This is a genomic window from Pseudomonas sp. B2021 (assembly GCF_018135665.1).
Lineage (GTDB): Bacteria > Pseudomonadota > Gammaproteobacteria > Pseudomonadales > Pseudomonadaceae > Aquipseudomonas > Aquipseudomonas lactis.
Genome location: NZ_SMOF01000001.1, coordinates 4120022 through 4139867, shown reverse-complemented (window position 1 = coordinate 4139867; position 19846 = coordinate 4120022). Strand labels below are relative to the sequence as shown.

At 62.3% G+C, this 19846-nt stretch carries 17 protein-coding genes and 2 tRNA genes (1 of these 19 only partly in view); 18 read left to right on the top strand and 1 reads right to left on the bottom strand.

Annotation, left to right across the window (positions count from 1 at the left end; translation table 11 throughout):
- Nucleotides 1-46: 46 nt before the first annotated feature.
- Nucleotides 47-937, bottom strand: coding sequence for a LysR family transcriptional regulator (locus tag E1K68_RS18450; protein ID WP_003192564.1), 891 nt, complete (start codon nucleotides 935-937; stop codon nucleotides 47-49).
- Between the two features lie 140 nt (nucleotides 938-1077).
- On the opposite strand from E1K68_RS18450, the gene leuC reads away from it, so the two are divergent.
- The 18 genes from leuC to E1K68_RS18360 form a co-directional block, all read left to right on the top strand.
- A complete protein-coding gene (gene leuC, locus E1K68_RS18445) occupies nucleotides 1078-2496 on the top strand; it encodes a 3-isopropylmalate dehydratase large subunit (protein WP_003192562.1) in 1419 nt (472 codons plus the stop codon).
- A gap of 10 nt (nucleotides 2497-2506) precedes the next feature.
- Nucleotides 2507-3151: a 3-isopropylmalate dehydratase small subunit gene (gene leuD, locus E1K68_RS18440; RefSeq protein WP_003192559.1), complete on the top strand. Its 645-nt coding sequence runs from the start codon at nucleotides 2507-2509 to the stop codon at nucleotides 3149-3151.
- A 129-nt stretch (nucleotides 3152-3280) separates the two neighbouring features.
- Nucleotides 3281-4045, top strand: coding sequence for a class I SAM-dependent methyltransferase (locus E1K68_RS18435; protein WP_034134165.1), 765 nt, complete (start codon nucleotides 3281-3283; stop codon nucleotides 4043-4045).
- A 53-nt stretch (nucleotides 4046-4098) separates the two neighbouring features.
- A complete protein-coding gene (gene leuB / locus E1K68_RS18430) occupies nucleotides 4099-5181 on the top strand; it encodes a 3-isopropylmalate dehydrogenase (RefSeq protein ID WP_003192555.1) in 1083 nt (360 codons plus the stop codon).
- 64 nt (nucleotides 5182-5245) lie between these two features.
- Nucleotides 5246-6358, top strand: coding sequence for an aspartate-semialdehyde dehydrogenase (gene asd, locus E1K68_RS18425; protein WP_003192554.1), 1113 nt, complete (start codon nucleotides 5246-5248; stop codon nucleotides 6356-6358).
- Nucleotides 6359-6607: 249 nt separating this feature from the next.
- Entirely contained in the window at nucleotides 6608-7618 is a 1011-nt protein-coding gene (locus E1K68_RS18420; RefSeq protein WP_212614520.1) for an aspartate-semialdehyde dehydrogenase, read from the top strand.
- Nucleotides 7619-7779: 161 nt separating this feature from the next.
- A complete protein-coding gene (locus tag E1K68_RS18415) occupies nucleotides 7780-10314 on the top strand; it encodes a FimV/HubP family polar landmark protein (RefSeq protein ID WP_003192550.1) in 2535 nt (844 codons plus the stop codon).
- A gap of 202 nt (nucleotides 10315-10516) precedes the next feature.
- A complete protein-coding gene (truA, locus tag E1K68_RS18410; RefSeq protein ID WP_003192549.1) occupies nucleotides 10517-11341 on the top strand; it encodes a tRNA pseudouridine(38-40) synthase TruA in 825 nt (274 codons plus the stop codon).
- Nucleotides 11342-11404: 63 nt separating this feature from the next.
- The gene (locus E1K68_RS18405) at nucleotides 11405-12037 is read left to right on the top strand and encodes a phosphoribosylanthranilate isomerase (protein WP_003192547.1); all 633 of its coding nucleotides are present in this window, start codon (nucleotides 11405-11407) and stop codon (nucleotides 12035-12037) included.
- A 245-nt stretch (nucleotides 12038-12282) separates the two neighbouring features.
- Nucleotides 12283-13203: an acetyl-CoA carboxylase, carboxyltransferase subunit beta gene (accD, locus tag E1K68_RS18400; protein WP_003192545.1), complete on the top strand. Its 921-nt coding sequence runs from the start codon at nucleotides 12283-12285 to the stop codon at nucleotides 13201-13203.
- Nucleotides 13200-14507 (top strand): bifunctional tetrahydrofolate synthase/dihydrofolate synthase, encoded by a 1308-nt coding sequence (gene folC / locus E1K68_RS18395; protein ID WP_034134167.1) that lies wholly within the window; start codon nucleotides 13200-13202, stop codon nucleotides 14505-14507. The genes accD and folC overlap by 4 nt, the downstream gene beginning before the upstream one ends.
- Nucleotides 14491-15147, top strand: coding sequence for an SPOR domain-containing protein (locus tag E1K68_RS18390; protein ID WP_003192540.1), 657 nt, complete (start codon nucleotides 14491-14493; stop codon nucleotides 15145-15147). Before folC ends, E1K68_RS18390 begins: the two co-directional genes overlap by 17 nt.
- Nucleotides 15148-15395: 248 nt before the next feature.
- Nucleotides 15396-15953 carry a CvpA family protein gene (locus E1K68_RS18385; protein ID WP_003192538.1) on the top strand — a complete coding sequence of 186 codons (558 nt, stop codon included), beginning with the start codon at nucleotides 15396-15398 and terminating at the stop codon, nucleotides 15951-15953.
- Nucleotides 15954-15994: 41 nt separating this feature from the next.
- Nucleotides 15995-17500 (top strand): amidophosphoribosyltransferase, encoded by a 1506-nt coding sequence (gene purF / locus E1K68_RS18380; RefSeq protein ID WP_003192537.1) that lies wholly within the window; start codon nucleotides 15995-15997, stop codon nucleotides 17498-17500.
- Between the two features lie 65 nt (nucleotides 17501-17565).
- Entirely contained in the window at nucleotides 17566-18777 is a 1212-nt protein-coding gene (locus tag E1K68_RS18375) for an O-succinylhomoserine sulfhydrylase (protein ID WP_003192536.1), read from the top strand.
- Between the two features lie 11 nt (nucleotides 18778-18788).
- The gene (locus E1K68_RS18370; protein ID WP_003192533.1) at nucleotides 18789-19553 is read left to right on the top strand and encodes an SDR family oxidoreductase; all 765 of its coding nucleotides are present in this window, start codon (nucleotides 18789-18791) and stop codon (nucleotides 19551-19553) included.
- Nucleotides 19554-19661: 108 nt separating this feature from the next.
- Nucleotides 19662-19737, top strand: a tRNA-Val gene (locus tag E1K68_RS18365).
- Between the two features lie 55 nt (nucleotides 19738-19792).
- Nucleotides 19793-19846 (top strand) — tRNA-OTHER (locus E1K68_RS18360) (it continues 92 nt past the right edge of the window).

Here is a 19846-nt window from a genome sequence, read left to right as displayed (position 1 = left end):
TTGAGAAAACCGCGCGGTTTGACCTAAACCCCTGGCCCACACAGTGTCATGCCGGTAACCCTGGCAGATCGACCTGTGCATCCAACAGGCTCATGAAAGCCCGCGCAGCGTTCGACAGCGTCCTTTCGGTGTGCACGATATAGCCTAGCTGGCGACTGAGCTGTATGCCCGGCAAAGCGATACTTGCCACCTGATCATCGAGCATGGTGCGCGGCAACACGCTCCAGGCCAGGCCGATGGAGACCATCATCTTGATGGTTTCCAGGTAGTTAGTGCTCATCGCAATATTAGGTGTGAGGCCCTGGGCCTCGAACAGGCGGCTGACAATATGGTGGGTAAAGGTGTTGCCGCCGGGAAATACCGCCGGATGCCCGGCGATATCGGCCAGGCTGACGGAGCCGTTGCTGATCAGGCTGTGTTCGGGCGCCACCACAAAATCCAGCGGGTCGTCCCACACACGGGTAGCTTGCACCAGGTTGTGGGGCTCTGGCGCCAGGGTGATCACCGCGACTTCCGCACGGCCGTGGAGGATTTCTTCGTAGGCCACTTCTGAATCCAGAAACTGAATATCCAGCGCCACATTCGGGTATTGCCGCGTGAAAGTGCGCAGGACCGGTGGCAGGCGGTGCAGGCCGATATGGTGGCTGGTGGCCAGGGTCAGGCGCCCGCTGACCTCGCCGGTGAGGTTGGTGAGGGCGCGGCGGGTGTCGTCCAGCACGTTGAGGATTTGATAAGCGCGTGGCAGCAAAGCCCGCCCGGCCTCGGTCAAGCCGACTTCACGGCCCAGGCGGTCGAACAGCCGAACCTTCAATTGTTGTTCCAAACCGGCGATGCGCTTGCTGATGGCAGGCTGGGTCAGGTGCAGGCGTTCGCCGGCGCCGGAGAAACTGCCGGTTTCGGCGATGGCGATAAAGGCGTTGAGGTTGGCCAGGTCCATGGTGATATTCCAGTTGGTAATCCAAAGCATAAAAAATATGAATTTGAGTTATTTAATGTAGCGCCATACCATCAGCCTCACAAGCCAAAGGGTTATTGAAAAGCCCGGCGTATAGAAGCACCGCTGATGAGGACCGACTGATGGCCGGCAAAACGCTTTACGACAAGCTTTGGGATTCCCATGAAGTGAAACGTCGCGATGATGGATCGTCGCTGATCTATATCGACCGTCACATCATCCATGAAGTGACCTCGCCCCAAGCGTTCGAAGGCCTGCGACTGGCCGGGCGCAAGCCTTGGCGCGTCGACTCCATCATCGCCACGCCGGACCACAACGTGCCCACCACGCCTGAGCGCAAGGGCGGCATCGAAGCCATTGCCGACCAGGTCTCGCGGTTGCAGGTGCAGACCCTCGACGACTATTGCGACGAGTACGGCATCACCGAATTCAAGATGAACGACGTGCGCCAAGGCATCGTCCATGTCATCGGCCCGGAGCAGGGTGCAACCTTGCCGGGCATGACCGTGGTCTGCGGTGACTCCCATACCTCCACCCATGGTGCGTTCGGCGCCCTGGCCCATGGCATCGGCACTTCCGAGGTGGAACACGTATTTGCCACCCAGTGCCTGGTGGCCAAGAAAATGAAGAACATGTTGGTACGCGTCGAAGGCCAATTGCCGTTTGGCGTGACCGCCAAGGACATCGTACTGGCCGTGATCGGCAAGATCGGCACTGCCGGTGGTAACGGCCATGCCATCGAGTTCGCCGGCAGTGCAATCCGCGACCTGTCCATCGAAGGCCGCATGACCATCTGCAACATGTCCATCGAAGCCGGTGCCCGCGTGGGCATGGTGGCGGCGGACGAAAAGACCGTCGAATACGTCAAGGGTCGCCCGTTCGCGCCGCAAGGCGCCGATTGGGACGCCGCCGTCGAAGCCTGGAAAGACCTGGTCTCCGACGCCGATGCGGTGTTCGACACCGTGGTCGAACTCGACGCTGCGCAGATCAAGCCGCAAGTCAGCTGGGGCACTTCGCCGGAAATGGTCTTGGCCGTTGACCAGAACGTGCCGGACCCGGCCAAAGAGGCCGACCTGGTCAAGCGCGGCTCCATCGAGCGCGCCTTGAAATACATGGGGTTGACCGCCAACCAGGCGATCACCGACATCCAGTTGGACCGCGTATTTATCGGCTCCTGCACCAACTCGCGGATCGAAGACCTGCGCGCCGCGGCGGTGATCGCCAAGGGCCGCAAGGTGGCCTCGACCATCAAGCAAGCCATTGTGGTACCAGGTTCCGGGCTGGTTAAAGCCCAGGCGGAAGCCGAAGGCCTGGACAAGATCTTCCTCGAAGCCGGTTTTGAATGGCGTGAGCCGGGCTGCTCGATGTGCCTGGCGATGAACCCGGACCGCCTGGAGTCGGGCGAGCATTGCGCGTCGACCTCCAACCGTAACTTCGAAGGGCGCCAAGGCGCGGGTGGGCGTACCCACCTGGTGAGCCCGGCCATGGCCGCCGCCGCTGCCGTCAACGGTCGTTTCATCGACGTTCGCGAATTGATCTGAGGAAAACCCGATGAGAGCTTTTACCCAACACACAGGCCTTGTAGCGCCGTTGGACCGTGCCAACGTAGATACCGACCAGATCATCCCCAAGCAATTTTTGAAGTCGATCAAGCGCACCGGTTTCGGCCCCAACCTGTTCGATGAGTGGCGCTACCTGGACGTGGGCTACGCCTATCAGGACAACTCCAAGCGCCCACTGAACAAGGACTTTGTGCTCAACGCCGAGCGCTACCAAGGCGCCAGCGTGTTGCTGGCCCGGGAAAACTTCGGCTGCGGCTCCAGCCGCGAGCACGCCCCGTGGGCCCTGGAAGAGTACGGCTTTCGCAGCATCATCGCGCCGAGCTACGCCGATATCTTTTTCAACAACAGCTTCAAGAACGGCCTGTTGCCGATCATCTTGAGCGACGCTGAAGTGGACGAGTTGTTCCAGCAAGTGGAAGCCAATGTCGGCTACCAGTTGACGGTGGACCTGGCCGCGCAAACCGTGACCCGCCCGGACGGCAAGGTGTATCACTTTGAAGTGGATGCCTTCCGCAAGCACTGCCTGATCAACGGCCTGGACGACATCGGCCTGACCTTGCAGGACGGCGATGCGATTGCTGCGTTTGAAGCCAAGCACCGGGCGAGCCAGCCCTGGTTGTTTCGCGATGCCTGATTTGCGGTAAACCGTGCGGGCCTCATCGCGGGCAAGCCCGACTCCCACATTGGAGTGCATTCCAACTGTGGGAGCTGGCTTGCCTGCGATAGCGCCAGTGCAACCACCACAAACCCAAGGAAAGCCTCCATGACCACCCCCGCCCACACCCAAGTCGTGCAAAAACAATTCGGCGAGCAAGCCTCGGCCTACCTGAGCAGCGCCGTACACGCCCAGGGCACCGAATTCGCCGTGCTGCAAGCCGAACTGGCCGGGCAGGGCGCTGCGCGACTGCTGGACCTGGGCTGCGGTGCCGGTCATGTCAGCTTCCACGTGGCGCCTCTGGTTAAAGAAGTGGTGGCCTACGACCTGTCTCAGCAGATGCTCGACGTGGTGGCCGCCGCCGCCAAAGACCGCAACCTGGCCAACATCCGCACCGTGCACGGCGCCGCCGAGCGCCTGCCCTTCGCCGATGGCGAGTTCGACTTCGTGTTCAGCCGTTACTCGGCCCATCACTGGAGCGACCTCGGCCTGGCCCTGCGTGAAGTGCGCCGGGTGCTCAAGCCGGGCGGCGTGGCTGCATTTGTGGATGTCTTGTCACCGGGCAGCCCACTGTTGGACACTTACCTGCAAACCGTCGAAGTGCTGCGCGACACCAGCCACGTGCGTGATTACTCCGGCGCCGAGTGGATGCGCCAGTTGAGTGAGGCCGGCCTGCACGTACGCAACAGCAGCCGCCAACGCTTGCGCCTGGAATACACCTCGTGGGTCGAGCGCATGCGCACGCCCGAGGTACTGCGGGCAGCAATCCTGGAGCTGCAAAAGGCGATGGGCCAGGAAGTACGCGACTATTACGAAATTCAAGCCGACGGCACCTTCAGCACCGATGTGCTGGTGGTCTTCGCCGAACGCTGATTGATGGTTCCCGACCTGCCTGTGGGCGGGTCGCCCGATGAAATGAGGAAAGCATGAGCAAGCAGATTCTGATTCTCCCTGGCGACGGTATTGGTCCGGAAATCATGGCCGAAGCGGTCAAGGTCCTTGAGCTTGCCAACAGCAAGTACAGCCTGGGCTTCGAGCTGAGCCACGATGTGATCGGCGGCGCCGCCATCGACAAGCACGGCGTGCCCCTGGCCGACGAGACCCTCGACCGCGCCCGGGCTGCCGATGCCGTGCTGCTCGGCGCCGTGGGCGGGCCGAAATGGGACAAGATCGAACGTGACATCCGCCCTGAGCGCGGCCTGCTGAAAATCCGTGCGCAACTGGGCCTGTTCGGCAACCTGCGCCCGGCCATCCTCTACCCGCAACTGGCCGACGCGTCGAGCCTCAAGCCGGAAGTGGTGGCGGGCCTGGATATCCTCATCGTGCGTGAGCTGACCGGCGGTATCTACTTCGGCTCGCCACGGGGCGTGCGCGAGTTGGAAAATGGTGAGCGTCAGGCCTATGACACGCTGCCATACAGCGAGAGCGAAATCCGCCGTATCGCCCGTGTCGGTTTCGACATGGCGCGCGTGCGCGGCAAAAAAGTCTGCTCGGTGGATAAAGCCAACGTGTTGGCTTCCAGCCAGCTGTGGCGTGAAATCGTCGAAGAAGTCGCCAAGGATTACCCGGACGTCGAACTGAGCCACATGTACGTCGACAACGCCGCCATGCAGCTGGTGCGTGCACCCAAGCAGTTCGACGTGATCGTCACCGACAACCTGTTCGGCGACATTCTGTCCGACCAGGCGTCGATGCTCACCGGTTCTATCGGCATGCTGCCGTCGGCATCCCTGGACACCAACAACAAAGGCATGTACGAGCCGTGCCACGGTTCGGCGCCAGACATCGCGGGGCAGGGCATTGCCAACCCGTTGGCGACGATTTTGTCGGTGTCGATGATGCTGCGTTACAGCTTCAACCTGGGCGATGCGGCGGACGCCATCGAGAAGGCCGTCAGCCTGGTGCTGGATCAGGGCTTGCGCACGGGCGATATCTGGTCCCAGGGTTGCACCAAGGTCGGGACGCAAGAAATGGGCGACGCAGTAGTCGCCGCGCTGCGGAATCTGTAATCTCTCGGGCCCGCTTGCAGTTGTTGCTGCAAGGCGGCCCACTTTTTAACAAGGTGTAGTTGCGATGAAACGTGTAGGTCTGATCGGTTGGCGCGGTATGGTCGGTTCCGTGCTCATGCAGCGGATGCTGGAAGAGCAGGATTTCGATCTTATTGAGCCGGTGTTTTTCACCACTTCGAACGTAGGTGGCCAAGGGCCGTCCGTGGGCAAGGATATTGCCCCGCTCAAGGATGCCTACAGCATTGAAGAGTTGAAGAGCCTCGACGTGATCCTGACCTGCCAGGGTGGCGACTACACCAGCGAAGTCTTCCCCAAGCTGCGCGAAGCCGGCTGGCAGGGTTACTGGATCGACGCCGCTTCGAGCCTGCGCATGCAGGATGACGCGGTGATCATCCTCGATCCGGTCAACCGCAAGGTCATCGATCAGCAACTGGACGCCGGCACTAAGAACTACGTGGGCGGCAACTGCACCGTGAGCCTGATGCTGATGGGCCTGGGTGGCCTGTTCGAAGCGGGCCTGGTGGAGTGGATGAGCGCCATGACCTATCAGGCGGCCTCCGGCGCCGGCGCGCAGAACATGCGTGAACTGATCAAGCAGATGGGCGCGACCCACGCCGCTGTCGCCGATCAACTGGCTGACCCGGCCAGTGCGATCCTCGATATCGACCGCCGTGTGGCCGAGGCCATGCGCAGCGACGCTTACCCGACCGAGAATTTTGGCGTGCCATTGGCCGGTAGCTTGATCCCGTGGATCGACAAGGAACTGCCTAACGGCCAGAGCCGCGAAGAGTGGAAGGCCCAGGCCGAAACCAACAAGATCCTGGGTCGCTTCAAGAACCCGATCCCGGTGGATGGTATCTGCGTGCGCATTGGCGCCATGCGTTGCCACAGCCAGGCACTGACCATCAAGCTGAACAAAGACGTGCCAATCGCCGATATCGAAGGGTTGATCAGCCAGCACAACCCATGGGTCAAGCTGGTGCCGAACAACCGCGATATCAGCATGCAGGAGCTGAGCCCGACCAAGGTCACCGGCACCCTGAATGTACCGGTGGGCCGCCTGCGCAAGCTGAACATGGGCAGTCAGTTCCTCGGCGCGTTCACCGTCGGCGACCAACTGCTGTGGGGCGCGGCTGAGCCGTTGCGTCGCATGTTGCGGATTTTGCTGGAGCGTTGATCGCTTGAAGCAATAACAGAAACCCGCGTTCTGGTGACAGGCGCGGGTTTTTTGTTGCCTTTGTGATCATTCCCACGCTCTGCGTGGGAATGCAGCTCTGGACGCTCTGCGTCTGCTTTAGAGGCGTGACGCGGAGCGTCACAGGAGGCGTTTCCACGCAGAGCGTGGGAACGATCAGGGGGGCTGTAATTGCCTCACCCTCTACCACCCGGTAAAGTGCCGCTCCCCCGTAATGCCCGAGGCAATCCCATGACCCAGACCTTTGAAATCGCCGTGATCGGCGCCACCGGTACCGTTGGCGAAACCCTGGTGCAGATTCTCGAAGAGCTGGAGTTCCCGGTGGGCACCTTGCACCTGCTGGCGGGCAGCAACTCGGCGGGGGCTTCGGTGCCGTTTCGGGGCAAGAACGTGCGGGTCAAAGAAGTCGACACGTTTGACTTCAGCAAGGTGCAGTTGGCGTTCTTCGCCGCAGGCCCAGCGGTGACCCTGAGTTTCGCCCCGCGTGCCACCGCCGCTGGCTGCGCGGTGATCGACTTGTCCGGCGCATTGCCCGCCGAGCAGGCGCCGCAAGTGGTACCGCAGGCCAACGCCCATGTGCTGAACGCGTTGAAAAAGCCTTTTCAACTCGGCAGCCCGAGCCCCTGTGCCACGTACCTCGCGGTGGTGCTGGCGCCCTTGCGCGGTGTGGTGGACATCCAGCGCGTCAGCGTCACCGCCAACCTGGCCATCTCTGCCCAGGGCCGCGAGGCCGTCAGCGAGTTGGCGCGCCAGACCGCCGAGCTGCTGAACGTACGCCCCCTGGAGCCGGCGTTCTTCGATCGGCAAGTGGCGTTCAACCTGCTGGCGCAAGTCGGCACGCCGGATGCCCAAGGTCATACCGCCCTGGAGAAACGTCTCGTCCACGAACTGCGCGCCGTGCTGGAAACACCTTTACTAAAGATTTCCGCCACCTGCGTTCAAGCCCCGGTGTTTTTCGGCGATAGCCTGACTGTGTCGCTGCAACTGGCCGCGCCGGTCGACCTGGCCGCGGTGAACCGCGCCCTCGAGGCTGCGCCGGGTATCGAGCGGGTCGAGGAGGGCGATTACCCCACGGCCGTAGGCGATGCCGTTGGCCAGGACGTGGTGTACGTAGGGCGAGTTCGCGCCGGTATCGACGACCCGGCGGAACTAAATCTTTGGCTGACGTCAGATAACGTACGCAAAGGCTCGGCCCTGAACGCCGTGGAGCTGGCGCAGTTGTTGATAAAAGGCCTTGTGTAAAAGATACTTGGCGGCAATTTGTAGATTGATTCTAACCAGGCGCTATGCTTGGTCCCAAGTGAAACACAAGCGCGTCGGTGACCTATCGGCTCGCCATGCCTAATGGCAGCGGTTACCAACCTTCTCGCAGGGCGGGAAGCGTTCAAACAAAGGATGAGGCTATGGTTCAAGTTCGCAAACTGGTGTTAGCAATAGCGGCCGCCTCGGCGCTGTCCTCCGGTATGGCGCAGGCGCTGCAACTTGGGGAGATGACCCTCAAGTCGAAGTTGAACCAGCCGCTGTCCGTGGAAATCGAATTGCGCGATGTGGGCGGCCTCACCGCGTCCGAGATCACCCCCAGCCTGGCGTCTGCCCAGGCCTTCGTGGACGCGGGTGTCGATCGCCAGGCGTTCCTCGATGACCTGACGTTCACCCCGGTGATCAACCCCGAAGGTCGCAGCGTGGTGCGCGTGACCTCCAGCAAGCCGCTGCCCGATTCCTATGTGCGCTTCCTCATGCAGGTGCAATGGCCCAATGGCCGTTTGATGCGTGATTACAGCGTGCTGCTCGACCCGGCCAAGTTCGACCAGCCGGCCCCGACGGCGAGCGCGCCGGCCAGCACCGCGCCAGCCAGTACCGCACCTGCCGCCAGCACGCCTGCCCAGCACACCACCACGTCCCGCGACACCTTGTGGGAAATTGCCGCAAAGAATCGCAATGGCGCCTCGGTCCAGCAAACGATGCTGGCCATCCAGGCGCTTAACCCGGATGCCTTTGTCGACGGCAATATCAACCGCCTGAAAACCGGCCAGGTCCTGCGCCTGCCGGACGCTACGCAAAGCACCGCCCTGGCGCAGCCGCAAGCGATCGCCGAAGTGAGCGCGCAGAACGCCGCCTGGCGCCAGGGCCGTCGTGGCCCGCAGAGCCAAGTGGCCGGCAAGCCACAGTTGGACGCGACCAAGCGCACCCAGGCCGGCAATGCGCCGTCGAGCACCCAGGCCAAGGACAATTTGAGCCTGGTGTCGGCCGAAGCCGCCAAGAAAGGTGGAAAGGGCACCGTCGGTGACAGCCGCGCCCTGAGCGACAAGCTGGCGATGACCCAGGAAGAGCTCGACACCACGCGGCGCGACAACGAAGAGCTGAAAAGCCGTGCCGCCGACTTGCAAAGCCAGTTGGACAAGCTGCAAAAGCTGATCCAGCTCAAGAATGACCAGTTGGCTCGTTTGCAGGCGCAAACGGGTGAACCACAGACCGCCGCGATGCCCGCGCAGTTGCCGGGTGAACCTGCAGCCGAGCCGGCAGCTCCCGCTGCAACACCAGCGCCAGCGCCTGAACCGGTTAAGCCAGCTGCCGCGCCGGCCAGCACTGAAGGCAAGTTCAACGACCTGCTGACCAACCCGATTGTGCTCGGCATCCTTGGCGGTGCGGCCCTGCTGGTGGTGTTGCTGCTTCTGCTGCTGTGGGCACGCCATCGCAATGCTCGTCGCGAAGAAGAGAAGCATCTGCGCATGGCGCGGGCGTTGGCCGAAGAGCCTGAGTTCGTTTCCAATATCGATCAAGACCTGCCGCCTGACAGCTTCGAGGGTCTTGAAGTACCGCCGCCGAGCGTCAAGCTCGACACCGCAACGCCGCCAGCACCCGCGCCTGCACCGGTGGTTGAGACGGTTGTGGCACCGACGGTCGCCTCTGTGCTGGCGCCGTTGGCGGTTGCCGTGGCTCAGGAAAATTCCAGCGACGCCCTGGCCCAGGCCCAGTCCCATATCGACCGTGGCCACCTGAACCAGGCGGCGGATGTGCTTGAACAAGCCATCAAGCGCGAGCCCAAACGCAGCGACCTGCGTTTGAAGCTGATGGAAGTCTATGGCCTGCAGAACAACAAGGACGGGTTCGTTACCCAAGAGCGCCAGTTGGTGGCCAACGGTGAGAACCATGCTCAGGTCGAGCAGCTCAAGGCGCGTTTCCCGGCCATGGCCGTGTTGGCCGCGGGTGTCAGTGCCGCAGTGGCCGCCGCAGCCCTGGATGCGCAGTACGTCAAGGACCTGCTCGACGACAAGCCGACCCCAGCCCCGCAGGCAGATACCTTCGACACCGATTTCGACCTGAGCCTGGATGACCTGGAAGCTGCCTCGCCGGCCGAGATCGCGCAAGACCAGCAAACCTTTGAATCGCTGCTCAAACAACAGACCGAGCCCAAGGCCGATGCGCCGGACCTGTCGGACTTTGACCTGGACCTGCAGTTGGACCCGCCCGCGTCGCAATCCGATGACGACTTCCTGTCGGGCCTGGAAGGGCAGATCAAGGATGTACCGCCGGTAGAGCCGCCGACCCTGACGCCGGCTGCGCTGGACGAATTCGACCTGCCGGAAGACTTTGACCTGTCGCTGGCGGATGAGCCGAGCGCGCCTGCGGCCAAGTCCGATGCCTTCGCTTCGGAGCTGGACGACGTCAATGCTGAGCTGGATCGTTTGTCTCAGAGCCTGGAACATCCGCCGATCGGGCCTTCCTTCACAGCTGAAGATGCCGCGCTGGGTGCTGAGGACGAGCCAGAGTTCGATTTCCTCTCCGGCACCAATGAAGTGGCCACCAAGCTTGACCTGGCCCAGGCGTACATCGACATGGGCGATGCCGAAGGCGCGAAAGACATCCTGTCTGAAGTGCTGACCGAAGGCGACGAAGGTCAGCGTAGCGAAGCCAAGGAAATGCTCGGCCGAATCTAACGGCCGACGCAGAAAAATGTGGGGCTTGCTCGCGAATGCGGTGGTTCAACTGCTGATGTGCTGGATGATACGGCGCATTCGCGAGCAACCCCGCTCCCACATTTAAAGTCCACTCATGCACCCTGACGCCCTATAATGCCCGCCTTTGCGCAACTCATCAGGCTCACAGTTCTTGGCAAATATAGATAACGCGGCTGCCGAAATGGCGGCCGCAGGCTTTTACCGCATCGCCCTGGGCGTGGAATACAAAGGCTCGCGCTATCGCGGCTGGCAGCGTCAGGCCTCCGGGGTGCTGACGGTGCAGGAAACCCTGGAAAATGCCCTGTCCAAAGTCGCCAACTCGCCGGTGTCGCTGATGTGTGCCGGGCGTACCGACGCTGGTGTACACGCGTGTGGCCAAGTGGTGCACTTCGACACCCAGGCCGAGCGTTCGATGAAGGCGTGGGTGATGGGCGCTAATATCAATTTGCCCCATGACGTCAGCGTCAGCTGGGCCAAGGTCATGCCGGCGCATTTCCACGCGCGTTTCAAGGCCATCGCCCGGCGTTACCGCTACGTGATCTACAACGATCAGATCCGCCCGGCGCACCTCAATGAAGAGATTACCTGGAACCACCGCCCGCTGGATGCCGAGCGCATGGCCGAAGCCGCGCAGCATCTGGTCGGGGTGCATGACTTCAGCGCCTTCCGTGCCGGCCAGTGTCAGGCCAAGTCGCCGATCAAGGAAGTCCACCACCTGCGGGTGACGCGGCACGGCAAGATGATCGTGCTGGATATCCGTGCCGGGGCCTTCCTGCATCATATGGTGCGCAATATCGCTGGGGTGCTGATGACCATCGGCACCGGTGAGCGCCCGGTGGAGTGGGCCAAGGAAGTGCTGGAAAGCCGCATTCGCCGCACGGGCGGGGTCACGGCGCATCCGTTCGGCCTGTATCTGGTGGATGTGGAGTACCGCGACGAGTTCGAACTGCCGGAACGCTTTATCGGGCCGCACTTCCTCACCGGTTTCAGCGAACTTGGCGGCTGACGCCCGGAAAAGCTTTTGTTACCATCCGGGACTTTCTCGGTCCAACCCTGAGGTTCCTACGACATGTCAGCCGTTCGCAGCAAGATTTGCGGGATTACCCGCATAGAAGACGCGCTGGCGGCGGTCGAAGCGGGGGCGGATGCCATTGGCCTGGTGTTTTATGCCAAGAGCCCACGGGCGGTGAATGTGCTGCAGGCGCGGGCGATTATCGCTGCGTTGCCGCCCTTTGTGACCACCGTGGGGCTGTTCGTGAACGCCAGCCGCTGCGAGCTCAACGAAACCCTGGATGCGGTGCCGCTGGATATGTTGCAGTTCCACGGCGACGAATCGCCAGAGGAATGCGAAAGCTATCAGCGCCCGTACATCAAGGCGTTGCGGGTCAAGGCCGGGGACGATATCGCCGCAGCCTGCGCCGCGTATGCCGGCGCTCGCGGGATTCTACTGGACACCTACGTCGAAGGCGTACCCGGTGGTACGGGCGAGGCGTTTGACTGGTCGCTGATTCCCGAGGGTTTGAGCAAGCCAGTTATCCTCGCGGGTGGGCTCACCCCTGAGAACGTCCAGGCGGCCATCGAACAGGTCCGGCCGTATGCCGTGGACGTCAGCGGTGGGGTGGAACAGGGCAAGGGGATAAAGGACCCGAGCAAGATTCGCGCGTTCATGCAGGCCGTGCGCAACAGCAGGGGTGGGATGTGACGGCTGGCAGTCTGCCGCCGTCCATAACTACCACTGTGTAAAACAGCCCGGCGCCGCCTGTGGGTGGCCCGGAAACGAAGTGGCAACCCTGCGCTGGCAGGTTGTCTGGAAGGCTGAGGATACGGGCGGGAAATGGCAGGTCCAACGTCTGACCCCGTCCCGCCTGTGTCATCGCCACATATGAATTTAGCTCAAGGGCATACGCGGGGCTGTGTTCAAGCCACCGGTACTGGAGAAAAGAAAGCATGAGCAACTGGTTAGTAGACAAACTGATCCCTTCGATCATGCGTTCCGAGGTGAAGAAAAGCTCGGTTCCTGAAGGTCTGTGGCACAAATGCCCATCCTGCGACGCGGTGCTGTATCGCCCGGAGCTGGAAAAGACCCTGGACGTTTGCCCCAAGTGCAACCACCACATGCGTATTGGCGCACGCGCCCGTATCGACATCTTCCTGGATGCCGACGGCCGTAATGAGCTGGGCGCCGACCTGGAGCCGGTTGACCGTCTCAAGTTCCGCGACAGCAAGAAGTACAAGGACCGTCTGGTCGGCGCGCAGAAGCAGACCGGCGAGAAAGACGCGCTGATTTCGGTCAGCGGCAAGCTGCTGGGCATGCCAGTGGTGGTTTCGGCCTTCGAATTCTCCTTCATGGGCGGCTCCATGGGTGCCATCGTCGGTGAGCGCTTTGTTCGCGCTGCCAACTATGCCCTGGAAAACCGTTGCCCGATGATCTGCTTCGCCGCCTCTGGTGGTGCGCGTATGCAGGAAGCCCTGATTTCCCTGATGCAAATGGCCAAGACCTCGGCGGTACTGGCGCGTCTGCGTGAAGAAGGCATCCCGTTCATCTCCGTGCTGACCGACCCGGTCTACGGCGGCGTGTCCGCCAGCCTGGCGATGTTGGGCGATGTGATCGTTGGCGAGCCTAAAGCGCTGATCGGCTTTGCCGGCCCACGTGTGATCGAGCAGACCGTGCGGGAAAAACTGCCGGAAGGCTTCCAGCGCAGCGAGTTCCTGCTGGAGCACGGTGCGATCGACCTGATCATCCCGCGTGGCGAATTGCGCCCGCGCCTGGGCAGCCTGCTTGCGCAAATGATGGGCCTGCCGACGCCTGTGTACATTGCGCCTAAGGTCGAGCCGATCGTCGTGCCGCCGGTGCCTGCAAACCTATGACCCAACGAACCCTGGGCGAATGGCTCGCCTACCTTGAGCAGTTGCATCCGTCCGCCATCGACATGGGCCTGGAGCGCTCGCAACAGGTAGCGGCCCGCCTCGGGTTGGGCCAGCCGGCACCGCGTGTGATCACGGTGACCGGCACCAACGGCAAAGGCTCCACCTGTGCCTTTGTCGCCGCGCTGTTGCAGGCCCAGGGCCTCAAGGTCGGCGTGTACAGCTCGCCGCACCTGCTGCGCTACAACGAGCGGGTGCAGCTCAATGGCGTAGAGGCCACTGATGCCCAGCTGTGCGAAGCCTTTGCTGCGCTGGAGGCCGGGCGTGGCGACATCTCCCTGACCTATTTCGAGATGGGCACCCTGGCGGCGTTCTGGCTGTTCGAGCGTGCGCAACTGGATGTGGTCGTGCTGGAAGTCGGCCTCGGCGGGCGCCTGGATACGGTCAATGTGGTGGATGCCGACCTGGCCCTGGTGACCAGCATAGGTGTCGATCATGCTGACTACCTGGGCAATACCCGCGAATCGGTGTCTTTTGAAAAGGCCGGGATCTTCCGCCAGGGCCGTCCGGCGCTGTGCGGTGACCTGGATCCGCCGCAACCCTTGCTGGACAAGGCGCGCGAACTGGATTGCCCGTTCTACCTGCGCGGTCGCGAATTCACTCTGGACATCGGCGACACCCATTGGCAATGGCGTGGGCAGGATGCACGTGGCCAACGGGTAGAGCTGCTTGATTTACCGTTGCTGAACCTGCCGATGGAAAACGCCGCGCTCGCGCTGCAAGCCTATCTGCTGCTGGACCTGCCGTGGGATGCCGCGCAGATTGCCGCGACCTTGCTGGCAACCAAAGTGGTGGGGCGCCTGGATCGCCGAACCTTCGACTGGCAAGGCAAGCGCCTGAGTCTGATGTTGGATGTGGGCCATAACCCCCATGCTGCGCAGTACTTGGCTCAGCGTCTGGCGCGTACCCCGCCGTTGGAGCGTCGCCTGGCGGTGTTCGGGTTGTTGGTCGACAAGGACCTGGACGGCGTGGTTGCGCCACTGCTGGGCAGCGTCCAGTCTTGGGCTGTTGCGCCGCTGGATACGCCGCGCAGCCGTCCCGCCGCTGAGCTGGAAACTGCCTTGCAGAACCTTGGCGCGCCGGTGGCGTCGTATGCAAGCGTCACTGCGGCCCTGGAGGCGCAGTGTGCGGTAGCGACGGCCGAGGACGAAATCCTGTTGTTCGGATCATTTTATTGTGTTGCCGAGGCGCTTGAATGGCTGGCCCGGCGCTCCACGGAGGAAGCTGCACATGGCATTACTGGATAGCGCATACAAGCAGCGAATGGTCGGGGCCTTGGTGCTGGTGGCGTTGGCGGTAATCTTTCTGCCGATGCTGTTCTCCCGCCAGGACGAACAGCGCCAGGTGGTGGTTGAAGCCCCTGCCGCGCCCCAGGCACCGGTGGTGCCGCAGGTTCAGGTCGAGCCGGTGGTGGTGCCTGAGCCCCAGGCGTTGCCGCAAGAACCTGTGCCCACCGATGAAGACGTTGCCGCGCAAGAGGCGCCCTCGATGCCGGTGCAGCCGAGTGTCCCGGTGGTCAAGCCGACCCCGGCACCGGCCGTTGCTGCCAAGCCGGCCGCCCCTGCGCCAGTGCCCAAACCGGTAGCGCCGCAGCCTGCGGCACCGGGCAAGCCGGATGTGGGCCAGAGCCGCATCGACCCTAATGGCCTGCCGATCAGTTGGTCGATCCAACTGGCCAGCCTGGCCAACCGCGAAAGTGCTGACGCCCTGCAGAAAAAGCTGCGAGCCCAGGGTTATAACGCTTATATCCGCAGCGCCGACGGCAAGAACCGTGTGTTTGTCGGGCCGCTGATCGAGCGTGCCGAGGCAGATCGCCTGCGCGATCTGCTGGGTCGCCAGCAGAACCTCAACGGTTTCGTGGTGCGTTTCCAGCCCGAGCGCGGCTGAACAACCGCCGGCTTTGGCTGGTAAATGTGGGAGCTGGCTTGCCTGCGATGGCGGTGGTTCAATCGACAACGATGTCGAATGTTCCGCCCTCATCGCAGGCAAGCCAGCTCCCACATTGATTTATGGTGGGCTTGAAATGGCGTTCACACCGCCCAATCTATTGATTTGCAAAGCACCCGCAATCACCGCTTACCGATAGCCCGGCGCTCTGCTAAAATGCGCCGCCTTATCCGTACGTAGGCTGCACTGTGCCATTTACCTGGGTTGATTGGGCGATCGTTGCAATCGTCGCCATCTCCGCTTTGATCAGTCTAAGCCGCGGCTTCGTAAAAGAAGCACTGTCGTTGCTGACCTGGATCATCGCAGGAGTCGTAGCCTGGATGTTCGGTGGTTCGCTGTCGGTCTACCTGGCCGGGTACATAGAGACACCTTCGGCTCGCGTCATCGCGGGCTGCGCCATCATGTTCATCGCCACGCTGTTGGTGGGGGCAATGGTCAATTATCTTATTGGCGAGTTGATACGTGTCACCGGCCTTTCCGGGACCGATCGATTTCTCGGCATGGCCTTCGGGGCTGCGCGTGGCGCGCTGCTGGTGGTCGTGGCGGTCGGGCTGTTGAGCCTGGGGCCGGTACAGCAGGATTCGTGGTGGCAGGAGTCGGTACTCGTGCCAAAATTTCTATTGGTTGCAGACTGGTCCAAAAACCTCATATTGGGGTGGAGCAGTCAGTGGCTGGCCAGCGGAATCAGCGTACCCGCTGATCTTCCGTTCAAGGAACACCTCTTGCCGGCCAAAACGCCTCAGTAAGCTGTGTTCAGTCAAGATTCATTAAGTAGGGGTTGCGTCGCATGTGTGGCATCGTCGGTATCGTCGGTAAGTCGAACGTCAATCAGGCGCTGTATGACGCGCTAACCGTCCTCCAGCACCGCGGCCAGGACGCTGCCGGTATTGTGACCAGCCACGACGGCCGGTTATTCCTGCGCAAGGACAATGGCCTGGTGCGTGACGTGTTCCATCAGCGTCACATGCAGCGCCTCGTCGGGCACATGGGCATTGGTCATGTGCGTTACCCGACTGCCGGTAGCTCGACCTCGGCCGAAGCTCAACCGTTCTACGTCAACTCGCCTTACGGCATTACCTTGGCGCACAACGGTAACCTGACCAACGTTGAACAACTGGCCAAGGAGATCTACGAATCTGACCTGCGCCACGTCAACACCAGCTCCGATTCGGAAGTGCTGCTCAACGTGTTCGCCCACGAGCTGGCCCAGCGCGGCAAGCTGCAGCCGACCGAAGAAGACGTGTTCGCCGCCGTGATCGATGTGCACAACCGTTGCGTCGGTGGTTATGCGGTGGTGGCGATGATCACCGGTTACGGCATCGTCGGTTTCCGCGACCCCCACGGCATTCGCCCGATCGTGTTCGGCCAGCGTCACACCGACGAAGGCGTCGAGTACATGATCGCTTCTGAAAGCGTGTCCCTGGACGTGCTGGGCTTCACCCTGATCCGCGACCTGGCGCCGGGCGAAGCTGTCTACATCACTGAGGACGGCAAGCTGCACACCCGTCAGTGCGCCGTAGCGCCGAAACTCACCCCGTGCATCTTCGAACACGTCTACCTGGCGCGTCCGGATTCGATCATCGACGGCGTCTCGGTCTACAAGGCGCGCCTGCGCATGGGCGAGAAGCTGGCCGAGAAGATCCTGCGCGAGCGCCCCGAGCACGATATCGACGTGGTCATCCCGATCCCGGACACCAGCCGTACCGCTGCGCTGGAGCTGGCCAACCATTTGGGCGTCAAGTTCCGCGAAGGCTTCGTGAAGAACCGCTACATCGGCCGTACCTTCATCATGCCCGGCCAGGCGGCGCGCAAGAAGTCGGTACGCCAGAAGCTCAACGCCATTGAGCTCGAGTTCCGCGGCAAGAACGTGATGCTGGTGGATGACTCCATCGTGCGCGGCACCACCTGCAAGCAGATCATCCAGATGGCCCGCGAAGCCGGGGCTAAGAACGTGTACTTCTGTTCCGCCGCGCCTGCGGTGCGTTACCCGAACGTGTACGGTATCGACATGCCGAGCGCCCATGAGTTGATCGCTCATAATCGTTCTACCCAGGATGTGGCCGACCTGATCGGCGCCGACTGGCTGATCTACCAGGACCTGCCGGACCTGATCGAAGCGGTTGGCGGTGGCAAGATCAAGATCGAGCAGTTCGACTGCGCCGTGTTCGACGGCAAGTACGTGACCGGCGATGTCGACGAGGCCTACCTGAACAAGATCGAACAGGCGCGCAACGACTCGTCGAAGATCAAGACCCAGGCGGTCAGCGCGATCATCGATCTGTATAACAACTGAGTAAACACCGGCCCTGAGGGGCCGGTTTTGTATCTTAAATAAAGAATTGAATAAGGAGTCGCAGCATGAGTCAGGAATGGGATGCCGGTCGGTTGGACAGCGACCTCGATGGCGTAGCTTTCGATACCCTGGCTGTGCGCGCCGGCCAGCACCGTACCCCGGAAGGTGAACACGGCGACCCGATGTTCTTCACCTCCAGCTACGTGTTCCGTACTGCCGCCGATGCCGCTGCGCGCTTTGCCGGCGAAGTGCCGGGCAACGTGTATTCGCGCTACACCAACCCGACCGTGCGCGCGTTCGAAGAGCGCATCGCGGCCCTGGAAGGTGCCGAGCAGGCCGTGGCGACTGCCACCGGCATGGCGGCCATCCTGGCGGTTGTGATGAGCCTGTGCAGCGCCGGCGACCATGTGCTGGTATCGCGCAGCGTGTTCGGCTCGACCATCAGCCTGTTCGAAAAGTACTTCAAGCGTTTCGGTATTGAAGTGGACTACGTACCCCTGGCGGACCTGTCCGGTTGGGAGGCGGCCATCAAGGCCAATACCAAGCTGTTGTTCGTCGAATCGCCGTCCAACCCGCTCGCTGAGCTGGTGGACATCGCTGCGCTGTCCGAAGTCGCGCATGCCAAAGGCGCGATGCTGGTGGTGGACAACTGCTTCTGCACCCCGGCCTTGCAGCAGCCGCTGAAGCTGGGTGCGGACATCGTGGTGCACTCGGCAACCAAGTTCATCGACGGCCAGGGCCGTTGCATGGGCGGCGTGGTGGCTGGTCGCAGCGAGCAGATGAAGGAAGTGGTGGGCTTTCTGCGCACCGCTGGCCCGACCCTGAGCCCGTTCAACGCCTGGATCTTCCTCAAAGGCCTGGAAACCCTCAGCCTGCGCATGAAAGCCCATTGCGCCAACGCCCAAGCCCTGGCCGAGTGGCTGGAACAACAGGACGGTATCGAGAAGGTGCATTACGCCGGCCTCAAGAGCCACCCGCAACACGCCTTGGCCCAGCGCCAGCAGCGTGGTTTCGGTGCGGTGGTGAGTTTCGAAGTGAAGGGCGGCAAAGACGGCGCCTGGCGCTTTATCGACGCGACGCGCTTGATCTCCATTACCGCCAACCTGGGTGACAGCAAGACCACCATCACCCACCCGAGCACCACCTCCCACGGGCGCCTGGCGCCCCAGGAGCGTGAAGCGGCCGGCATCCGTGACAGCCTGATCCGCATTGCGGTGGGCCTGGAAGACATTGCCGACTTGCAGGCAGACCTGGCCCGCGGGCTGGCGGCCTTGTGATCGAGTGGTCCATGGAGGCCGCAGCGGCCAGTAACGGGCGCGTGGCGTTGGTGACGGGCGCGGCGCGGGGCATTGGCCTCGGGATTGCCGCGTGGCTGATCAGTGAAGGCTGGCAGGTGGTGCTGACCGACCTGGACCGCGAGCGCGGTGCCAAGGTGTCCAAGGTGCTGGGCGACAATGCCTGGTTTATCACCATGGACGTGGCCGACGAGAAGCAAGTGGCCCAGGGTGTCGCCGAGGTGCTGGGGCAGTTCGGGCGCCTGGACGCGCTGGTTTGCAATGCGGCGGTGGCCGACCCGCGCAATATCACCCTGGAAAGCCTCGACCTGGCGTACTGGAATCGCGTGCTGGCGGTCAACCTCAGCGGGCCGATGCTGTTGGCCAAGCACTGCGCGCCTTACCTGCGTGCCCATGGCGGTGCCATCGTCAACCTGGCCTCGACCCGGGCGCGTCAATCCGAGCCTGACACCGAAGCCTATGCGGCCAGCAAAGGTGGGCTGTTGGCCCTGACCCACGCCCTGGCCATGAGCCTTGGGCCGGAAGTGCGGGTCAATGCGGTCAGCCCTGGCTGGATCGACGCACGTGACCCGGCTGCGCGGCGTGCAGAACCGCTCACCGACGCCGATCATGCCCAGCATCCGGCGGGCAGGGTGGGGACGGTGGAGGACGTGGCGGCGATGGTGGCCTGGTTGCTGTCACGCCAGGCCGGGTTCGTCACCGGGCAAGAGTTCGTGGTGGACGGCGGCATGAGCAAGAAGATGATTTACAGCGAGTAGGGCCGGTAGCCGTCTTGAAGTCATTTTTGTCTTTTTCAGAAAAACTTCAAGCAGGCTATTGACTTAGGTCCGCTACCTGCGTAAATTTCGCGGCCTCAACGAAGCAAAGGGTGATTAGCTCAGCTGGGAGAGCATCTGCCTTACAAGCAGAGGGTCGGCGGTTCGATCCCGTCATCACCCACCACTTCTTGAGAGTTTTGCCCTCGGGCAAGACGCAACGTTAAAGGTTGCACCGACGCGCAGCGGTAGTTCAGTCGGTTAGAATACCGGCCTGTCACGCCGGGGGTCGCGGG

Excerpts from the sequence above, each read along its gene's own strand:
- E1K68_RS18450 (WP_003192564.1), bottom strand. The coding sequence starts at position 937 with ATGGACCTGGCCAACCTCAACGCCTTTATCGCCATCGCCGAAACCGGC.
- leuC (WP_003192562.1), top strand. The coding sequence starts at position 1,078 with ATGGCCGGCAAAACGCTTTACGACAAGCTTTGGGATTCCCATGAAGTG.
- leuD (WP_003192559.1), top strand. The coding sequence starts at position 2,507 with ATGAGAGCTTTTACCCAACACACAGGCCTTGTAGCGCCGTTGGACCGT.
- E1K68_RS18435 (WP_034134165.1), top strand. The coding sequence starts at position 3,281 with ATGACCACCCCCGCCCACACCCAAGTCGTGCAAAAACAATTCGGCGAG.
- leuB (WP_003192555.1), top strand. The coding sequence starts at position 4,099 with ATGAGCAAGCAGATTCTGATTCTCCCTGGCGACGGTATTGGTCCGGAA.
- asd (WP_003192554.1), top strand. The coding sequence starts at position 5,246 with ATGAAACGTGTAGGTCTGATCGGTTGGCGCGGTATGGTCGGTTCCGTG.
- E1K68_RS18420 (WP_212614520.1), top strand. The coding sequence starts at position 6,608 with ATGACCCAGACCTTTGAAATCGCCGTGATCGGCGCCACCGGTACCGTT.
- E1K68_RS18415 (WP_003192550.1), top strand. The coding sequence starts at position 7,780 with ATGGTTCAAGTTCGCAAACTGGTGTTAGCAATAGCGGCCGCCTCGGCG.
- truA (WP_003192549.1), top strand. The coding sequence starts at position 10,517 with ATGGCGGCCGCAGGCTTTTACCGCATCGCCCTGGGCGTGGAATACAAA.
- E1K68_RS18405 (WP_003192547.1), top strand. The coding sequence starts at position 11,405 with ATGTCAGCCGTTCGCAGCAAGATTTGCGGGATTACCCGCATAGAAGAC.
- accD (WP_003192545.1), top strand. The coding sequence starts at position 12,283 with ATGAGCAACTGGTTAGTAGACAAACTGATCCCTTCGATCATGCGTTCC.
- folC (WP_034134167.1), top strand. The coding sequence starts at position 13,200 with ATGACCCAACGAACCCTGGGCGAATGGCTCGCCTACCTTGAGCAGTTG.
- E1K68_RS18390 (WP_003192540.1), top strand. The coding sequence starts at position 14,491 with ATGGCATTACTGGATAGCGCATACAAGCAGCGAATGGTCGGGGCCTTG.
- purF (WP_003192537.1), top strand. The coding sequence starts at position 15,995 with ATGTGTGGCATCGTCGGTATCGTCGGTAAGTCGAACGTCAATCAGGCG.
- E1K68_RS18375 (WP_003192536.1), top strand. The coding sequence starts at position 17,566 with ATGAGTCAGGAATGGGATGCCGGTCGGTTGGACAGCGACCTCGATGGC.
- E1K68_RS18370 (WP_003192533.1), top strand. The coding sequence starts at position 18,789 with ATGGAGGCCGCAGCGGCCAGTAACGGGCGCGTGGCGTTGGTGACGGGC.